General features: G+C 51.5%; 12 protein-coding genes, 1 tRNA gene and 1 pseudogene. 7 read left to right on the top strand and 7 right to left on the bottom strand.

Annotated features, from left to right (window positions below):
- Both GPK90_RS18875 and GPK90_RS18870 read right to left on the bottom strand, forming a co-directional pair.
- Positions 1-215: pseudogene (locus GPK90_RS18875) on the bottom strand (RNA-guided endonuclease TnpB family protein); the annotation flags it as partial.
- 467 nt (positions 216-682) lie between these two features.
- Positions 683-1,132 (bottom strand): Hsp20/alpha crystallin family protein, encoded by a 450-nt coding sequence (locus GPK90_RS18870; protein WP_117553222.1) that lies wholly within the window; start codon positions 1,130-1,132, stop codon positions 683-685.
- Between the two features lie 545 nt (positions 1,133-1,677).
- On the opposite strand from GPK90_RS18870, the gene GPK90_RS18865 reads away from it, so the two are divergent.
- Together GPK90_RS18865 and GPK90_RS18860 are read left to right on the top strand one after the other, a co-directional pair.
- Positions 1,678-2,781 (top strand): iron-containing alcohol dehydrogenase family protein, encoded by a 1,104-nt coding sequence (locus tag GPK90_RS18865; RefSeq protein WP_215703677.1) that lies wholly within the window; start codon positions 1,678-1,680, stop codon positions 2,779-2,781.
- Positions 2,782-2,897: 116 nt separating this feature from the next.
- A complete protein-coding gene (locus GPK90_RS18860) occupies positions 2,898-3,593 on the top strand; it encodes an aspartate/glutamate racemase family protein (RefSeq protein WP_118533550.1) in 696 nt (231 codons plus the stop codon).
- Positions 3,594-3,887: 294 nt separating this feature from the next.
- Here the strand turns inward: GPK90_RS18860 and GPK90_RS19850 are convergent, their stop codons facing one another.
- Genes GPK90_RS19850 through GPK90_RS18840 form a run of 4 tightly spaced genes read right to left on the bottom strand, consistent with a single transcriptional unit; the run spans position 3,888 to position 8,645 of the window.
- The gene (locus GPK90_RS19850; protein WP_486463685.1) at positions 3,888-4,127 is read right to left on the bottom strand and encodes a GHKL domain-containing protein; all 240 of its coding nucleotides are present in this window, start codon (positions 4,125-4,127) and stop codon (positions 3,888-3,890) included.
- 3 nt (positions 4,128-4,130) lie between these two features.
- The gene (locus GPK90_RS19690) at positions 4,131-5,789 is read right to left on the bottom strand and encodes an ATP-binding protein (RefSeq protein ID WP_215703675.1); all 1,659 of its coding nucleotides are present in this window, start codon (positions 5,787-5,789) and stop codon (positions 4,131-4,133) included.
- 1 nt (position 5,790) lies between these two features.
- Entirely contained in the window at positions 5,791-7,920 is a 2,130-nt protein-coding gene (locus GPK90_RS18845) for a hypothetical protein (RefSeq protein ID WP_215703674.1), read from the bottom strand.
- Positions 7,917-8,645, bottom strand: coding sequence for a LytR/AlgR family response regulator transcription factor (locus GPK90_RS18840; protein ID WP_215703673.1), 729 nt, complete (start codon positions 8,643-8,645; stop codon positions 7,917-7,919). The genes GPK90_RS18845 and GPK90_RS18840 overlap by 4 nt, the downstream gene beginning before the upstream one ends.
- Positions 8,646-8,842: 197 nt before the next feature.
- On the opposite strand from GPK90_RS18840, the gene GPK90_RS18835 reads away from it, so the two are divergent.
- The 5 genes from GPK90_RS18835 (at position 8,843) to GPK90_RS18810 (ending at position 18,784) form a co-directional block, all read left to right on the top strand.
- On the top strand, positions 8,843-9,232 hold the full coding sequence (locus tag GPK90_RS18835) for a hypothetical protein (RefSeq protein ID WP_215703672.1): 390 nt from the start codon (positions 8,843-8,845) through the stop codon (positions 9,230-9,232).
- Positions 9,207-9,581 carry a response regulator gene (locus tag GPK90_RS18830; protein ID WP_118627164.1) on the top strand — a complete coding sequence of 125 codons (375 nt, stop codon included), beginning with the start codon at positions 9,207-9,209 and terminating at the stop codon, positions 9,579-9,581. Before GPK90_RS18835 ends, GPK90_RS18830 begins: the two co-directional genes overlap by 26 nt.
- Before the next feature lies 1 nt (position 9,582).
- Entirely contained in the window at positions 9,583-17,985 is an 8,403-nt protein-coding gene (locus GPK90_RS18820; RefSeq protein WP_252197627.1) for an S-layer homology domain-containing protein, read from the top strand.
- 296 nt (positions 17,986-18,281) lie between these two features.
- Positions 18,282-18,602: a hypothetical protein gene (locus tag GPK90_RS18815; protein ID WP_346011310.1), complete on the top strand. Its 321-nt coding sequence runs from the start codon at positions 18,282-18,284 to the stop codon at positions 18,600-18,602.
- 26 nt (positions 18,603-18,628) lie between these two features.
- Complete coding sequence (locus GPK90_RS18810) at positions 18,629-18,784, top strand: DUF4368 domain-containing protein (RefSeq protein ID WP_275950601.1); 156 nt, start codon at positions 18,629-18,631, stop codon at positions 18,782-18,784.
- Between the two features lie 119 nt (positions 18,785-18,903).
- Here the strand turns inward: GPK90_RS18810 and GPK90_RS18805 are convergent.
- Positions 18,904-18,975: transfer RNA gene (locus tag GPK90_RS18805), tRNA-Gly, on the bottom strand.
- Positions 18,976-19,056: the final 81 nt, after the last annotated feature.

The raw sequence follows: 19,056 nt of genomic DNA, 5'->3' as shown, positions 1-19,056 counted from the left end.
AGTTTCAACAGACCGAAGAAAGACTTAAAAGATCCATCCACTTCCTTAAGGATCTGCTGGGCCATGTTGGAATTCAGCAGTCGATAGTTTTCGGAATGCCGTACCTGGTAGATGGCCTGGTTGGTCAGGTTTTTGGCTGTGCGGCATAATTCCCGTAGAATGAGGAATTCATCTTTGGACAGATGCTTTAGCTGCTGGCATACGGTCAAATACAAAACGGTTCCTCCTTTCCTAATTGGTGCAGAACATATGTTCTGTGTTAATTATAGCACATGGTTTCACAAAAGGGAAGAGAAAGAATTGTAATTGCTTACCGTTTTACATCTGTCTGTGTATCGTTATAGTGGCATTCATCCCGCCACCTACGAGGAATGGGGGTATTCTGCCGATTTTATGATAAACCAATAACGTACAGCTGTACCTTTTATATAAAAGAACGTGCCTTGGCACATTCTCGCGCCACGCGCAGGCGCTTGCGACAATCTGCATCTTCGCGCGAGTGCGCATTTTGGGCACGTCAGTGCCTTTTTATGTAACAGGAACTTCCTATGAATTTCCTGTTACAAAAAAAAGGACCGCTGCCCCACAGATCTCTCTGTAAAGGCAACGGTCCTTTTCAGCTACAGGTTATTTTCATTGATACCATACACCGCAGGCAGCTTTCACTGTCTGCCGCGCTTCCTTAACCTTCGATCGCAATACGCTTAGAAGTTTCAACCTTCTTCTGCTCAACCGGTTTCGGAACGGACAGGCTTAAGATACCATTTTCAAATTTAGCCTTGATATCTTCCTGCTTTACATCTTCGCCAACATAGAAGGTTCTGCTCATTGCTCCGGAATAACGCTCCTGACGGATATAATGACCTTTCTTATCTTCCTCATCCTTATCAAGACCCTTAGCAGCGCTGACGGTCAGATAACCATCCTTCAATTCTGCAGTGATCTCATCTTTCTTGAATCCCGGAAGATCGATGTCCAGTTCATAGGAACCTTCATTCTCCTTGATATCAGTTTTCATAACTCTCGAAGCATTCTTTCCATACAGCGGATTCTTCTTAGAAGTAAAGAAGCTGTCATCAAACGGGAACATATCATCAAATAAACTCTCTCCAAAAATACTCGGCATATACATAAATCATTCCTCCAATCAGAATATCTGAAATCTATTGTCTGGGAGATTCTGAAAATCTCCAGGACTTTTTGCATCCCTTTGATTTCTTTCTCTCTTCCTTTGTTCTGCATGTACTATAACACATATTATTAGCACTGTCAAGAGGTGAGTGCTATTTTTTTGTGAATTAATTGTGAACTTTTTTTCCTGCTCAAATATTCCTTATTTTCAAAATCCGCTGGGACAGTTAGAAACTATCTGGCATCTTCTTATTTCTCTCACACTCCTCGTGCATAATCATGATCATACATGCATTGGTTTTCTGCAGTAGCACAATGTGATGTGCAATGGCAGGAAAATTTAAAGGACATAATTTAAGAACATCTTGAATTATTTTTCCAAGCGCCTATAATATTGATATGTTATCCATTTTGATGACAAATCTTTACTATCAACCGTAACGCTTCTGGACAGTTTATTCTATCCTCTAACAGTTACCCCCACAACCTGACAGGTATCGCCTTTTCCGGATATTTGTCAGCTCACAACAAGAAAGGCAGAAGCAAATGAGTTACAGTGTATATCTTCCTAATTACTCCATCGGTGAAAATTGTTACAAGGAACTTCCATACGTCGCAAGAAACTATGGAAAAAAGGCAGTCGTGATCGGCGGTAAAACAGCCATGGAAAAAGCAAAAGATGCGCTCCTGGAAGGCATCAAGGGCTCCGATCTTGAGATCACGGATTTCATCTGGTACGGCGGTGATTCCAGCTACGAGAACGGCAATGCATTGATCGCAAATCCGGCTGTCCGCAACGCAGATATCATCTTTGGTGTCGGTGGAGGAAGAGCCTGCGACACCGCAAAATATGTAGCAAACGAACTTGACAAACCACTATTTACCTTCCCGACCGTTGCCAGCAACTGCGCGGCCGTGACTGCCATCTGTGTCATCTACAATGCCAACGGCACTTTCCGGGAATATTATTATCCGAAGCTTGCGGATCATACCTTCATCAATACCGCTGTTATTGCGGATTCTCCTTACGACCTCCTCTGGGCCGGAATCGGCGACGCACTCTCCAAAGAATGTGAGGCTGTTTTTTCCAGCAAAGGTAAGCACTTAAGCCATACTCCGTTAATGGGTGTCCAGCTCAGTAAAGTCTGCACACAACCGCTCCTAGATTATGGAAAAGAGGCACTCGCATCCTTAAAAGCGCACAAAGTCAGCGATGCCCTCATGCAGGTCACTTTGGATATCATCGTCTCCACCGGTATCGTTTCCAATATGACGACTCATATTCCGGATTATTACTACAATTCCTCCCTCGCGCACTGTGTCTATAACGGCTCCACGATCACGCGTCATGGTCACGAACACCTGCACGGCGAAGTCGTATCCCTCGGTGTTCTCTGCCTGCTCACCTATGAAGGCGCGAACGCTCTCCGTGATACGATCATGAAATTCAATGCCAGTATCGGTCTTCCGGTATGCTTCGATGATATCGATATCACCGAAGATGAATTTGATCTCATGGCAGATAGAATTCTTACTTCCACCGAATGGCAGTACCGCCCGCAAGATGTGACCCGTGAGAAATTTATTGCATGCATGAAAGAACAGAATAAGATCGGACAGGAATTTAAAAAACAGACTATGCTCTTATAAATGTACCGTGGAATATCTACATGCTATTCCGTCAGGAAAGTCATTAGAAGTTTTGCACAAGGCATTCATGAAGACGAACATATTTGCAGAATTTCGTAAACTCAGAGGTAAAATTAATGAAAAAGTTAGGATTAATTGGTGGAATAGGGCCAGAATCCACCATTGAATATTATCGCAGCATAGAATATGGCGTACAGAAAAAAAGTGGTCAAAATTTCTTTCCCAATATCACCATAGAAAGTCTTAATGTATTTGACGTACTCAATTTATGCAAAAAGCAGGATTATGATGGGTTGACAGATTATCTTCTCAACGGTATCAATCAACTTTCTGCAGCAGGAGTACAATATGCTGCTCTAACCGGAATCACAACACATATTGTTTTTGATGCATTATCGAAAGTATCTCCTGTACCGCTTGTTAGTATGGTAGATACCGCAAGTGAATTTGCCAAAGCACACAGATACAGAAAAGTTTGCCTGTTAGGAACTCTTCCAACCATGAACGGAACCTTTTTTCAGCAATCTTTCGAATCTAAAGGGATCGAAGTCATTACACCGGATGCGGCAGAGAAAGAGTATATTGGTAGAAAAATTGAAACAGAACTGGAACTTGGAAAAGTTGTATCTGATACTCAAAACAACTTTCGAACAATTGCAGAACGAATCATTCAAGATGAAAACGTTGACACAATCATACTTGGATGCACAGAACTCCCATTGATTTTCAAAGGAATTGATTTATCGGTTCCATGCCTTAATGTGATGCAAGTTCACATTGATTCACTCATTGATTTAATTATGTCGGAATAGATACTTTCACCTATACCGCTGTTATTGTGGATTCGCCTTACGACCTCTTCGCGCGAGTGCGCATCTTTGGCACGTCAATGCCTTTTAATGTAACAGGGAATTCTTCGGAATTTCCTGTTACATTAAAAATAGGCTTCGCCTATTCAACTCATTACAATCACCAGCACGTTTCCCTCGAAGAAATGTACGAAAATGCAATGTCCAAGTTTCGCGAAAAGCGGGCTTTTTTCAATTCAAGAAAGCGCCACAAGCGGTCTTTCCTATGTTATCTGAATGCGCCTCAAAAAACAGTTTTTACATCTGTATTGTAATTCCAGCAAGAAAGGATTTCTCACCGGGAACAAGATCGAGATCACCGCCATGGCTTTCAATGATTTTTCGGACAGAGGAAAGCCCGATTCCATGATCAGCAGATGTACCCTTTCGGGAGAGGAATGTTTTTCCCTCCTGCAAGGCCAGACCGTCGTAAGTGTTTTCAATCTTCAAAAAGTACATATTGCCTCTGGTTTCGCCTGCAATGAAAACGCGGCGCATCCCTTACTTTTGGCGGCTGCACGCCTCAACGGCATTGTCCAAAAGATTGCCCAGCACCGTACACAGTTCCACATCGGTAAGCGGCATCTGATCGGGAAGATCGAGCCGCACCTGAAATTCTGTCCCTTGTGTCTGCGCCATGCCGTAGTAGTATTCAATCAGCGCATTTACAACGGGATTTTTGCAGAACTGGGCAGGGGAGTGACCCGATGTTGCCGCAACTTGTTCCTCAACCTGTAACAGGAAGGAGCAGATCTCTGTCTGCCCATGTTCAGAGGCCATGCGGTCTATGGTACGCAGATGGTGTTTGATGTCGTGGATCAGCCTTCTGTTTTCTGCCGCTGCCTCTGAAACCTGACGGCTGTATTCGGTCTGCATAGAAAGCTGACGGATGACCTGCTTGCGTTCTTCCTGGAAAATCAGGCTGTTTCCATATCCTTCTATCACATCGCGCCAGAGGGAATAACCGATGGCTGCTGCTATGAAAAAGCTGCCCCATTCCAAAAACCAACCGCCGATAACCGGCTCATAAACCGGCAGAAGGCGATCCCATATAAAGGCGCAGGTTGCGGCTGACGCAGCATAAAAGATCGGCCTGCTCCGTTTTTCTCCTCTGTGAATGGCAAGCACAGCGATGATAAGCAGATAGAGCGCAGATGCCGCCTTATAACAAAAGACCGATGCAGAGAAGAAACGAATAGCTCCAAGGGAGAGATGGGAAGCCATCATGCCATACAAAAACGCATATACCAGGAAGGCAGCGCCCACCCCATTACTGATGGCCGCAGGCAGAAAGCCCGGCCTGCATATCCGATTTTGCAGAACTACGATCAGCCAGGTAACCAGATAGATACAGAACAGTTCAATCGTGTACCAGGGGAATACGGGAACCGCAGCCAGCATATGAAGCACAGGATAGGATGACAGGCCGCACATGGCAAGGCAGATCAGTCCGAACAGGAATGTATTTTTCTGTTTCATCCGGCGGCTGAAATAAAAGGACAGCAGCGCACAGACAAAGGTAACTGTACAGCCAAACAGGCAGAATGCAAACCGGATTCCTCTGGTTGTATTGACCGCCAGCATCGTTCCGAAAGCAGGCGGATAAACAATCCCTCCGTAAAAGTGGTCATAGTTGCTGACCGCTATGGTGAGTGTGACCGGTTTTCCGCCATGAAAAGTGACCATGCGGTTTTGAACCAATGGTGTCCCCTGTGCAGGTGCCCCCATTTGCAGGATCAGGTCATGATCCAGATAAAGGTTGTAAGCAGAAAACACTTCCGGGATTTCCAGTGCATATGTTTCCTTCCGTTCCGGCAGGAAGAATGTCATCTGGTAAGTCCCGCAGCCATAGGGAGAAGGGTTTGCAGGGCTGGAGAAATTGGTCTGCTCTCCGATGGAAAGGTAGCGCATATAATGGCTTTCATCTTGTATTTCTTCCGGGGTCAAAAGCGCGTCAGGATAAAATGCCCAGCCGGATACCAGAAAGCGCACCGGTGACTTTTGAAGTTCTTCCTCAGAAAGCGCCAGAATCCCATTTGCCGCTTGGATTGTGTTCTGGCTATATTTATTATTGAACCGATACAGGCCAAGAAAAAACAGGGATGAGCACAGGCAGACCATACATAAGGCAGCATATTTTTTTACCGCAGAAGATACCATCTTATTTTCGCCTCCTCCTTAGGAAAAATTCACCGGCAGACAGAAGAACCAGACAGGCCGGAATCAAAAGGAATATGGGCGACCGGCTGTGCTCTGTGTCGGCGGCCTGTGCCAGGGAAACGGCATCTTCCTTTCCCACAATGGTGTAAGTCCCTGTATGGCTGATCTGAAAGGAGGCGGCTTTCGCCGTATCGTCATAACCGGTCATGGGAACTTCCACGCCGCTTTCATCACAGAGGAACAATGTGCCGGCTGTCGGGTCATTTGGATAGGGCAGCATGACAGAAACATCCGGCAGGGAGTTGAGCGCAGTTCCATTGATGGAAAACGAAAAAGAAAAACCGCCGTCCGCATCCTTTTGGATGATGACTTCAATCTGAGCTTCGTTTTGGATGCCCTCCGGCAAGGCGTCTTTGGGTATGCTGATGGTGATTCCCTGTTTGGAAAAGACGGCTCTTTGCGCCTCTGTTTGCAGCATCATCAAAAAGCGCGTGCCGGAAATCCGGTCAGTGGTTTCATCGAAGAACTCTGAAAAAGCAGAGTTTTGGGAATCTGCGACTTCCTGGGGAACGGTCATAGCGCTTTGCACCGGCTCTTTCCTGTTTTCCGAAAGCTTCCAGGCAGGATCGGGTACGGTAAGCTCTGAAGCGCCGGCAATCGTCTGCACTTCAGGGGGCTGCTGCAAAGCGGTATCTTCCTCTGTATCACCGTTTGCCTGTTCCGATGGGAAATCGTCTTTATCTATATCTATGGAATCATCCTTTCCCCCCCAGGATGGCTCGGAAGGCTTGTGGGATGGTTCATGATCCGCAGGATCATTTTCTTCGCTGACCGAAGGTGTTTTTTCAGAATCGTTGAAATCCATTCCGCCGCCATTTGTTGCAGGCGGTTTTGGAGGCTTTGTGGAGGGCCTGTCTGCGAAACCGTCATCCTGATCGTCGGTATCTTCAGGAGGCGGCTGAATGATGGTATCGGGTGGATTCCCGCCTGCATCCCCTCCATCTCGGTCGCCATCGTGATACCCTTCAAGGACAATTTCATCTGCGTAGGTAAAGGACAGGATGCCGGTCTGTCCGCCGTCATAATCAACCTGAAGGCGGTAGCTGCTGCCCGGCATCAGCAGACGGGTAGCAATCGAGAGCATTTCCTGACCCACATAAACGCCACTTTCCAGACGGTTCCATGAACCGTTGTTCTCGGACAGCCATACGCTGATCTCATCCAGTCCCCCTGGCGGTGTGACCCAGGGAAAATGAAGGTTTCCTCTGGCAGACAGAAAGCAGTTAATGTCCGGGCTGCCCGGAGCCTGAACAGAAACAGGAATTGAGATTTCAGGGAAAGCAATTCCCTCTGCAAACGCAGTATTTGCTGGTGCGGTCAGCCTTCCTGTTGCATAGTACAGTCCCACAGTATTCAAATCAATACCGGAAAAATCCCATTCCACCACAGCGGTGTAGCTGGTTCCATTTTCCGCATAGCATTCCAGATAGTAAGGGGAAAAGGCAAACAAATTTTCCAGTGTTTCGGTTTCGCTGCCCTGTTGAACCGCAAACGCGTCCGTATAAGGATACCATTGCTCTATGGAAGTAATGACAGCAGGCGGCATTTCTTCCACCCGGACGGAAATCTGAAGCTCCTGCAAGACAGCTTCACCAAAGGCATACCCCTCCGGCAGTTCAATCCGGCCTGCTGCGGTATATTCGCCTGGAGTGGTCTGGTCAATGGCCGAAAAATCCCATACGACAGGAAATGTTTCCTGCCGGATTTCTTCACCTACTGTTACAGTGGCGCAGACGGTTTGATACTGAAGGGCCAGCTGATAAATTTCCTCCAGGTCATCATCAGACGGTGTGGTTCTAAGGGGCAGGGTGAAATCTGGCAGGGAGAGCAGTTCGTCTTCATTTTGTATTTCTGTGACAAGGATGAGGGATGCTTCTTCTGATGCTTCCGGGGTTTTACTATCCAGTGTCCCCGGAGCCTTGCTTTCTAACCCCGGCGGATTCTCCCTTCTTTCATCGGCATTGGCTGGGGTTGCAGTTTCAGCGGCAAATGCGGGGATACTGCCGGTGAAGCAGAGGAGGCAGACCAGACAGCCCCCCAGAATACGCCTGTGTATTTCCTTTATTCTCATACGATACCCCCCATTCCAGAGAAAACATATTGACGGTAGGTTTCCCGCAGCTGTTTTCCATTGCGGAGGGCAATCGGAAGTTCCTCCCCGTTTATCAAACGGAAGGCCTGGCTGTCAACATGGCTGATATAATCCATGTTGATTAGAACGCCCCGGTAGCAGGGCAAAAAACGCTTGTCCTTCTGCAATGCGGCAGTGACTTCCTGAAAACCTCCGCTTACCGGTATCACGCGTTCCGCCGTATGAATCCGTGTCATACGGTTTTGATAATCTATGTATAGAATCTTCTCAGTGGGAAGTTCCAGCTTTTGACGGTCAGCCATAACCGAAAGTGTCATCACTTCATAGGGTGGTTTTAGCTGGCACAGCTCCATCGCTTCTTCAAAATCTGCCTGATGGAGCGAAAGCGGCTTCAGCAGATAATAGCTGGCGGACAGGCTGTACCCCATCCGGGCATAATCTTCTGTAATGGTCAGAAAAACGATCTTACAAAGCCTGTTTTTTTGGCGCAGCCTTCTGGCGGCCTCCATTCCATCCATGTTCTCCATATAGATGTCCATAAAGACAAGTTGAAAATTGACCTGGGCGGCAGCTTTCAAAAAATTCTCTCCGTCCTCAAATTCTGTCAGCGTATAGTCCAGCTGATGCTTTTTCATATAATTTTCCAGGCAGACAGACAGTTCTTCTCTGTCCTCTGCTCTGTCATCCACAATCGCAATCTGCATCGTGCCATCTCCTTTGCACAATAATCCAATATTAGTATAACATAAAACCGCAGGAAAAAACTTGCGTCTTAAACAGGAAACCTGCGTCTTAAACAAAGTCGGTTGCATTTCTCTTGACAAGATGCTACTCTAATTATATTACCAGACTTTCCGATGAGAAGGTCTGGTTTTTTTATTTTTAGGAAAGGAGGCTCAGCATGAAAATCGCACTTTGTACGGAGCTGAGAAATGTGGAATGGTTTGAAAGCAGGCTGCGCTCCCTTTTTGATGGGGATGGGCAGCTTGCGATTGACGAATTGTGGAATGAGAACCAGCTTGCCCAGGCACTCCGGCGAAGCCGGTACCATGCGGTTGTCATCGCCATGACCGGAGCAAAGGGACTGGAGGCGGCCATACAGGCGAAGCGGCTGGCACCGGAAGTACCGCTTGTCTGGTGGAGTGATGATAAAAACTTCGCCCTGATCGCATATCACCTGCGTATCCCTGTGTTTCTTCCGGCAGACTGCTCCGATCAGGAGCTATATGAGGCGATAAAACCTATCACAAAATGGAGGTGCGAAAATGCGAATTGCGCTGTGCAGTTATAGCCAGAAAGAAAAAGAAACCGCTTTGCTGATGAAGCTGGGCAAAGTAGACCGCTTTGATAATGGTGTGTTTTGTACCTATGCCATGCAGCGGGATGGGCCTTATGATGCTGTGGTGGTCATGGAGGACGGAGCCAGGGGGATGAATTTCTGCATGAGCATACGAGGGTACAGCAGGGATGTCCCTCTCCTGTGGATTAGCGACCAGGCAGAGTTTGAACCCCAAAGCCGCAGGCTGCAGGTGGACACCTTTTTGGTGAAGCCTGTGACGGAATATCAGCTGCGGGAGGCAGTATCCCGGCTGCTTCAGAAAACAACGAGAAGGAACGAACAACGTGAGGAGGATGAATAAAATGAAATGGAAATGGAAACGGCCGGCCGCATTTTTACTGGCGGCGGCAATGATTTTTACGATGCCGGGAGTTCCGGCATCTGCGGTGGAAGCGGGTGTGTCCGCCGTCCATACGGGGTTGTGCGAGCATCACCCGGAACATACAGAGAACTGCGGATATACGGAAGGAACCGAAGGGGCAGCCTGTGAACATGAACATACTGAGGATTGCTACACCCTTGTGAAGAAGTGTGTCCATGAGCATGACGAAAGCTGTTATCCTGTTTTGGAAGAAAGCATATCGGAAAATACGGCGACCCCATCTGAAGCAGAGAAGGCCCAGCCGACCGCGTGTACCCATGAATGCAGTGAGGAAAGCGGCTGTATCACAAAAGGATTAAGCTGTCCTCATGAACGCGGCGAGCATGACCATACCTGCGGCTACATTCCGGCCACAGAGGGGACGCCCTGCGGGTATATCTGTGAGCAGTGTAATTCTCAGGACAGTGGGCTTGTTCCCGGCGTGTCCGGGAATGCTCCGGCGGAGTGCATCTGCGAAATCCGCTGTGAGAAAGAGGCGGTCAATTCCGACTGTCCGGTCTGCTCTGCGGAAGATGCAGACCTCTCTGCCTGCAAAGGCACAGAGGAAACCGCCTGTATCTGCACCGACCGATGCAGTGAGGAGATGGTGAATCTGGACTGTCCCATCTGCTCTGCGGAGAATGCAGACTTCTCTGCCTGTCTTGGAAAAGAGGCGGCGGCGCTGGCTGCGTTTGCGCTGCCGCAGGCCGATCATACCCACTGCGTCTGCGGCGGGAATGGAGATGTCAACGGGCACGAACATGACACTGCTGGCACAGAGTGGACAACTACCGATTCCCTGCCTAATTCTGCGGGCAGCTATTATCTGACGAAGTCCGTGTCGGAGAACTGGACTGTGCCAACGGACGGCGAGGTCAACCTCTGCCTGAACGGGCAGACGATCAACGGCAAAATCACCATCGGCAGCGGCGCGACGCTGACGCTGACCGACTGCATCGGCAGCGGCAGGGTTCAAGGCGAAGTGACCGTCAACGGCGGCAAATTTGAACTGTACAGCGGCACGATCACCGGCGGCGTGCAGGTCGGTATAAAGGGCAGCGCCTATCAGACCGGCTCGTCCTTTACCATGTATGGTGGAGAGATTACCGGTAATAAAGCAGGCAGCGGCTCCGGCGGCGGTGTGTTCCTTGTCGGCACGACGAATCAGACCGACCCGCCAAGATTCACCATGCATGGCGGAACCATTTCCGATAACACTGCGGGTGCGTCTGACGGCGGTGGCGGCGGCGTGTATGTAGGCGAGAAGTGCAGCTTCACCATGGACGGCGGCACCATCACCGGCAACACGGCAACCGCCGGCAACGGCGGCGGCATCTATATCCACTTTAACGCCGGCAATGTTTCGATCTCCAACGCCACGATCACCGGCAACAAGGCGTCCGCCACGGGGAATACAAGTTATGGCCACGGGGGCGGCATTTATTCGGAGAGAGGGGTAACCGTCGAGAATGTGACGATCACCGGAAACAACAGTACCTTTGAGGGCGGCGGCATCTATGGAAAGGGCGCTATTACCCTCACCGATGCTACCGTTACCGACAACTCTCAATATGACGTTTACTACGACGGAAGGGAAAGCAACACTCCTGAGCTCACTATTTCCGGCTCGGTGAAGGCCGGTTATTACGCCAATGAAGCTTGGAAGCTGCCCATTCTTGTATCAGGCGCATTGAGAGAGGATTCGGTCATCCGTGTGGGCGTGCGTGAAGGCATAAATCTTGGAGCCATCGCCGAACCGGCAAGCGGCGTGACGCTCCGCGCCGAGAACTTCAAGGCGGACGCCGCCGACTGCGTGACCAGCCTGGGCGATGACGGCAATGTCTATCTTGTGCCCTGCACGCACGAGATGGACGATACCGGCTATACCTGCAAGAAGTGCGGGACGACATTCGACGCGCGCGTGGGCGATAGCGCCTATTATCAGACGCTGACGAAGGCGTTTGATGCAGCCAGAGGCAACACCGTGACGCTGCTGCGGGATGTGACGCTCGCAGGAAATTGCTCTTCTTCTTACACCTACTCAGCGACGCTGGATCTGAATGGCAAAACTGTCAGCAGCGAGCGTTATTACATTAGCGTCGGAGGTGGGAACAATCCCACGACTCTGACGGTCAAGGATTCCGGAACAGGCGGCGGAACGCAGGCGCTCGATGTCACGTTTTACGTTTCCTCCAACGGAACGCTGGCGGTTGACGACTCCTACACCGGCAAGATTTCGCGCGTGGAACTGCAGGCCGGCGGCGCATTGGAGCGCTTTGGCGGCAAAATCGGCGAGTTGGTTTTAAGCAATGCTGCGCATGGCTCCACAAGTACGGGCTACGGCCTGAAGCTGTGGAAGGGCAATACAAACGCCTGCACCATCGGCGGGTTCACGGATAACACGACGAGCAAGAGCCTCACCGTTAAAGACCTGCTGGGAACCGACTACGCGAAGTGCGAGCTGTACGGCGAAAAGGACGGTACATGGAGCATCGTTGATAAGAGCGCTAAAATTGTGGACTTGACCGGCTATACAGCGTACAAGGTACAGTTCCCGGAGTGCGTCCATCAGTGCGCCGATGACAGCAACCCCGTATGCTCTGTGTGCCACAAGAAACTGTACACGAAAATTACCGCCCAGAGCACTGACGGCACGACCAAGACTGCCTACTTCACGGAAGACAGCGCGCTGGAACACGGCTATGCAGAGGCCATCCAGACCTTGAACGGCTGGAGCGCAGCGGGCTGCACCGAGCCGACGCTGACCCTGCTGCGGGATATGTATGCTTTCGGCACCTCCATGCCGCTGACCGGCACGCTGACGCTGGAGGGCGGAACGCACACCGCCAAGAATGTGACGGTCGCTGAAAACGCGGACGTGACCTTTGCCAGCGGCAGCTATCGAGGTGCGACCATCGACGGCACGGCGACGGTGAAGGAGGGCGTCACATTCACCTCCACCGTCACGGTGAATGGCACGCTGAACGCCAAGGGCGGTACCTTCACTGGTAATGTCAAATTCAACGGCAGCAGCATCGCGAACATCAGCGGCGGCAGCTTTACCAATGATAAGTTGCATGGCGGCGTTGAGTTCTTCAATTCTTCTGTCACGGGCACGATCTCCGGCGGCACGTTTGTCTTCGCGGATTTTTACACCACCAAAGTCAAGCTCTCCGGCGGCACATTTAAGGAAATCAAAAGCTACGGCGACCACAAACTTGCCGACCTGCTGGCGGAGGGCGCGGCGTATTACGGAGCAAGTGATAATCAGGCTGTGACCAATGATGGAGTGAATACGCTGGAAAATGTCAAGGTCGTGTCGCATACGCACAACGGCGGCACGGACGGCAAGGGCATTTGCAGTGTCTGCAACAAACAAATGGCGGCGTCGCTGACCGTCGGCGGCAAGACGAGCTGGTACGCGGCCTTTGCCACTGCCATCGAGGCGGCGAACGCGGCGGACGGCGAAAAGACCATCACGCTGTATCAGGATGTGGATGGCAATGTCTACGGGAAGCGGACCGCCTATGAGCTGACCCACGGGCCGGTGACGCTGGCGACCGGTGGGAAAAGGGCCAAGGATGTGGACCTCATCGCCAAGGGCATTTCTCTGACAGTCACGGGCAGCAACGGAGGCTTCTATGTGACGGTGGACGGCAAAGACGCGGAATTGACCGTCAACGACGGGAATACGGAGCTCGCCATTGTCACGGCGAAGAACGGCGGAAAGCTTTCGCTGAGCAACGGCACCTTCAGCCGTGTGGCTGTAAAGGACGACGGCAGCAGCGCCAGCCTCAGCGGCGGCAGCTACGGCGAGATCACGAGCGACACCGGCTATGTCAAGCCCTACGCGCTGCTGGCGAAGGGGTACGCTTACAAAAAAACAAAGGATAACCAATGGCTCCCCAACGCCAATTCAATCCCGTCAGAAGTCACCGTTGAAAAAGCCCCCTTCGCGGTCGAAAAGATCTATCCGGATAACGATACGAACTACACCGGAAACTCGGCGTTTGCGACGGACGGCAATATCACGCTGACTGCGGTAATCGCGCCCGAAACGGAGGGCGTCACCTACTACTACTGGTGGGAGCTGTTTGACGAATCAGAGAACGACTGGACCACGAAATTCAGCAATGTTAATACTGCGACGCATACCGACGGGCAGAGCAAGACGCTCACGATTTCCGGGCTGCCCGTAGACAAGAGCTATCAGTACCACATTTTCGTCCAGTGCAGCAATGGCTATAATTGCTACAGCGAGCCGTTCACCGTGACCCGGCATCAGCATAGCTGGACGTACACGGCAAGCGGCGCGACCATCACCGCAAGCTGCACAGACACGACTTGCACCAGCCCGAACGGCGGCAGCGTGACCATCAAGGCCCCCGCCGAGCTGACCTACAGCGGGGAAGGCAAACCCGCCACGGTGGCTGCAAGCAGCGATTGGCAGGGTCCGGCGGCGAGTGGGGTCACCATCAGCTACACAAAGATGGGCATGTATGGTCCAGAGGCATTGGAAAACGGCACGCTCCCCACCAACGCGGGCGAGTACACCGCCAGCATCAAGGTGGGCGAGGCGACCGCCAGCGTGACCTATACCATTGGCAAAGCTACCCCCAAGGCGGAGGACTTCACCTTCACCGCCCCGACAAGCCTGACCTATGACGGCAATGTCAAGAGCGCAACAGTTTCTCCCGCGGACGATGTCATCGTAAAATACTACGATAAAGACGGTAAGGAAGCCACGCCTAAGAACGCGGGCGAATACACCGTCAAGATCGATGTAGCCGAGAGCACGAACTATGCTGCGGCCAACGGCCTGACGGCGGATGGCTGGAAGTTTAGCATCACCAAGGCGGCCGCGCCCACGATGCAGCCCATAGAGCTGACCGTTATCAACGGGCTGGCAAAGACTTACTTGGTCAATCTTCCCGCGCTGCCGATGCTGGGCGATAATTGTAAGTACGGCTCCATCAAATATGAGGCCTGCAACTTCGATCTGATTGGAGAGGGCGGCTACGCAAATTCGACGGCAATGATCACATCAAACGATGAGTTCCAGTTGACTGTCCCGGCTGTCGAATCTCAGACCGAAGGTTCCGTCGGAACCGTAGGCGTCAAGATCACCACGGACAACTATCAGGACATGCTCCTGACTGTTAAAGTCATCGCGAAGAACAAGATCGTTCCCGTGCTGGACGGCGAGATCACCGCAACGCCAATCACCTTTGGCCAGATCCTGCTCGTCAGCACCATTACTGGCACGATGAAAGACGACGGCAAGACGGTCGAAGGCACCTTCGAGTGGACGCATCCTAGTACCAAGCCCGACAAAGCCGGCGACTATCAGGCTGAGTGGACATTCACCCCGGCGGAGGGCTATGAGGAATACGCGACCGCGACCGGAACTGTGACCGTCAAGGTGAACAAGGCTACCCCCACCTTCAACGCTCCCACGGCGCAGGAAAATCTGACCTATACCGGACAGGAGCAGGCGCTGATTACTGCGGGCAGTGTGACCAGCGGTGGCACCATGCAGTACAGCCTGACCGAGAACGGCACATACAGCCCGAACATCCCTACCGGCACCGATGCCGGAGCATATACCGTGTGGTATCAGGTGATTGGCGATGAAAACCACAACGATACCGCACCCGCCAGCGTGGCGGTCCGCATTGGGCAGAAGCCGCTGACGATCACCGGGGTAACGGCTGCGTCCAAGCTTTATGATGGCACGAAAAACGCGGGCATCACCAGCGTGACCTTCGACAACGTGATCTTGAACCGAGACACAGACTACAACGTGACCGCCAGCTTTGACGATGCCAGTGTGGGCAACGGCAAGAACGTCACTGCCACAGTGACCCTGATCGGACCGGCAGCGAAGAATTACGCCCTGGAGCAGAGCAGCTTCACCACGACTGGCAACATCACCAAGGCCGCTGCGCCTGACTTCACCAAGGCAACCGCGCTCGTCATCGTAAACGGCCACGAAAAGACCTACACCGTGACGCTCCCCGCCCTGCCCACGCTGGAAACGCCCAAAGAGTACGGTGCGCTCACCTATGAGATCGTCGAAATCAAACTAAATGACGGCTACTACACCGGCGGCGCGAAGGTGGAAAACGGCAAGCTGACCCTGCCCATTCAGAAAAATGACGTGGAAACCACCGGCTCTGTGGGTACTGCGACCGTAGTGATCAAGAGCGCAAACTATGAGGACATCACGCTGACCGTCAATGTCAATGCGACCAACAAGCTTGTCCCCACTGTTACGGCACCTACGGCAAACGCCCTGACCTACAACGGTGCAGAGCAGGCTCTGGTTACAGCAGGCAAGACTACTGGCGGCACGATGCTCTACCGGCTTGACGATTCTGAGTGGAGTGAGCAGAGCCCCACAGCGAAAAACGCGGGGGAATACACTGTTTGGTATAAGGTTCAGGGAAACGCAGAGTACGCAGATGTGGCAGAACAGAACGTGACTGTGACCATAGCGAAAAAGTCAGTTACCGTTACGGCGCTTGATAAGAGCGCCTACACCGGCAGCACCGCGCCCGACCTTGGCAGCCCGGAAGCAGATAAGGACTACAAGGTGGAGGGGCTGGTTGGTGCAGATACCCTGAGCGGCACGGTAACACTGGACTACGCACAGACGCCGGATATGAGCAAAACCGGAAAAACCGCGATCAACATCACTGGTACGCTGTCAAATGACAACTATGAGATCACCTATATTTCTGGAACGTTGACCGTTTCCAAGCAATCTTCCAGCGACGGCGGTTCCTCCTCTGGTGGTTCGGGCAGCGGTGGAGGTTCCTCCTCCGGCGATTCTGACGATTCCGACAACAATGATAACACCAACCAGCCGGAGAACAAGCCTCAAGCCCCTGTCACCGGTGAAACCAAACCCATACAGCCGGATAAAAACGGCAATGCGGCAGTGGACAACAGCTCTGTCCAGTCCGCCATCGACAAGGCCAAACAGGATGCGAAAGAGAACGGCACCACAGAGAACGGGATTGCCGTTACCGTTCCCATCACCTCGGCGGCAGGCCAGACCTCTTTTAACGTAACCATCAAGGCGCAGACGCTGGATCTGCTGGTCAAAGAAAATGTCCGGCAGTTTACCATTGCAACAGACCATCTGGTTTCGGTTAATATCGGGCTGGACACTCTGAAGCAGCTGGATAGCGTCTCCGCTGGTGGGGACATCATTCTCCGGGTAGATAAGGTAGATGCCCTGCGCTCCACCGAGGCCAAAGCCGCTATCGGCACAAGACCGGCCTACGATCTGTCGCTGGTGTACCTCTCCGGCGGCAAAGAGACGCCGATTACCAGCCTGAATGGACATACCATCTCGGTGCGTTTGCCCTACACACCGGCAAAGGGTGAGCAGACAGGTAATCTCTATGCAGTCTATGTAGACGACGCGGGCAAGGTGGAATGGATCACCAGATCCAGCTACGATGCCAGCCTGAAAGCGGTGGTTTTTGAAACCGGCCATTTCAGCGTTTACGGCGTGGGCTACAAGAACCCTGCCCCGGCCTTTACCGACATTACCGGCCACTGGGCAGCAGATAACATCCTCTTTGCAGCCAGTCGGGGACTGCTCTCCGGCACAAGTGACACCACCTTTAGCCCGGGCACCGGTATGACCAGAGGAATGTTCGTCACCGCCCTGGGGCGGCTGGCGGGCATCAACCCGGACAGCTACCAGACCGGGAAATTCACCGATGTGAAAGCCGACGCTTACTATGCGCCCTATGTGAACTGGGCAGCACAGACCGGAATTGTGACGGGTGTTACCGCCACCACCTTTGCGCCGGATACCAACATCAACCGGGAACAGATGGCGGTCATCATGGCAAATTATGCCAAAAAGTTGGGCTATGATCTGCCCCAGACCTTAAAGGCTGTGACCTTTGCGGACAACGCAAACATCAGCAGCTGGGCGAAAGATGCGGTCAGGGCCATGCAGCAGGCGGGCATCCTGGCCGGGAAGAATGGAAATAAGTTTGACCCCAAGGGAACCGCTACCCGCGCCGAGGTTGCCACCGTCCTGCGGCGGTTTGTGGAGATCGTCATTGACTCGCAGACCGCAAACGGCTGGCAGCAGAATGACAGCGGCCAGTGGAGCTATTACAGAAATGGGAAGCCAGTGAAGGGCTGGCTCTCCGACGACCAGAAGTGGTACTGGCTGGTCAAGGCTACCGGAATGATGTTTGCCGGCGGCTGGAAGCAGATTGACGGAAAGTGGTACTACTTCTACACAGACGGGACGATGGCGGTAAATACCACCATTGACGGATATACCATCGGCTCGGATGGTGCAAGAAAGTAACCTACAATAAAAAACGATTTGCCGGTATATCAGCGGACAAAGATAAACGCGGTCGGATATCAAGAAACCCCGCCGCGTTTATTTTTTCTCTTGTTTTTCTCTGGTGTCCAGCATTTTATCGTAAAATCGGCAGAATCCCCCCCATCCCTCTTAGGTGGCGGGATGAATGCCGCTATAATGATACATAGACAGATGTAAAATGGTAAGCAATTACAATTCTTTCCCTTTTGTGAAATCATGTGCTATAATTGATGCAGAACGTATGTTCTGTCCTGATTGGGAAAGGAGGACCTGTTTTGTATTTGACCGTATGCCAGCAGCTAAAGCATCTGTCCAAAGATGAATTTCTCATTCTACGGGAATTATGCCGCACAGCAAAAAACCTGACCAACCAGGCCATCTACCAGATACGGCAGCATTACTTTGAACATAGCCAGTATCTCCCATATGAGAAAAACTACGCCATCTTAAAGACTTCCGAAAACTATCGGCTGCTGAATTCCAACATGGCCCAGCAGATCCTTAAGGAAGTGGACGGAGCTTTTAAGTCTTTCTTCAGCCTGTTGAAACTGGCAAAGCAGGGGAAGTATCCATTTTCATCCTTTTCTCTGGCATAGCGGATTGAGCTGCCAAAATTCCTGAATTGACTCCATGTATCTTGCATGAGTTTGTCGAGAAGATCGTTGTCCATACTGCCAGCGATCCGAAGGGCAAGAACCGCACCCAGGAAATTGACATCTACTATAAGGGCATCGGAGCCCTGGAAGTATCCAAAGTCACTTCATCAAGGCGAGAATGAGACGTTCGACTGCGACGACCGGAGTGGAGCGCAGACATTCGAACCGTTCGAACCCGGCAGGGCTTGAACATAGAAAAAAGAGCCATCCATCGGATGACTCTTTTTTCTATCTCTTTGAGAGCACGAGACGGGATTCGAACCCGCGACCCTCGCCTTGGCAAGGCGATACTCCACCACTGAGCCACTCGTGCAAACATACCTTCAAAACCACATATTGAACTTCATCAACCTTTGAATCTTCACTTGACCTTCCTGGATAAGCCCTCGACCGA

Source organism: Clostridium sp. MCC344, from assembly GCF_018785365.1.
In the GTDB taxonomy this organism is placed as follows: Bacteria; Bacillota; Clostridia; order Lachnospirales; family Lachnospiraceae; genus Pilosibacter.
The sequence above is the reverse complement of the archived record's forward strand: the minus strand, read 5'-3'. Positions and strand labels throughout refer to the sequence as shown.

Excerpts from the sequence above, each read along its gene's own strand:
- GPK90_RS18845 (WP_215703674.1), bottom strand. The coding sequence starts at position 7,920 with ATGAGAATAAAGGAAATACACAGGCGTATTCTGGGGGGCTGTCTGGTC.
- GPK90_RS19690 (WP_215703675.1), bottom strand. The coding sequence starts at position 5,789 with ATGGTATCTTCTGCGGTAAAAAAATATGCTGCCTTATGTATGGTCTGC.
- GPK90_RS18835 (WP_215703672.1), top strand. The coding sequence starts at position 8,843 with ATGAAAATCGCACTTTGTACGGAGCTGAGAAATGTGGAATGGTTTGAA.
- GPK90_RS18840 (WP_215703673.1), bottom strand. The coding sequence starts at position 8,645 with ATGCAGATTGCGATTGTGGATGACAGAGCAGAGGACAGAGAAGAACTG.
- GPK90_RS18830 (WP_118627164.1), top strand. The coding sequence starts at position 9,207 with ATGCGAATTGCGCTGTGCAGTTATAGCCAGAAAGAAAAAGAAACCGCT.
- GPK90_RS18870 (WP_117553222.1), bottom strand. The coding sequence starts at position 1,132 with ATGTATATGCCGAGTATTTTTGGAGAGAGTTTATTTGATGATATGTTC.
- GPK90_RS18820 (WP_252197627.1), top strand. The coding sequence starts at position 9,583 with ATGAAATGGAAATGGAAACGGCCGGCCGCATTTTTACTGGCGGCGGCA.
- GPK90_RS18865 (WP_215703677.1), top strand. The coding sequence starts at position 1,678 with ATGAGTTACAGTGTATATCTTCCTAATTACTCCATCGGTGAAAATTGT.
- GPK90_RS19850 (WP_486463685.1), bottom strand. The coding sequence starts at position 4,127 with ATGCGCCGCGTTTTCATTGCAGGCGAAACCAGAGGCAATATGTACTTT.
- GPK90_RS18860 (WP_118533550.1), top strand. The coding sequence starts at position 2,898 with ATGAAAAAGTTAGGATTAATTGGTGGAATAGGGCCAGAATCCACCATT.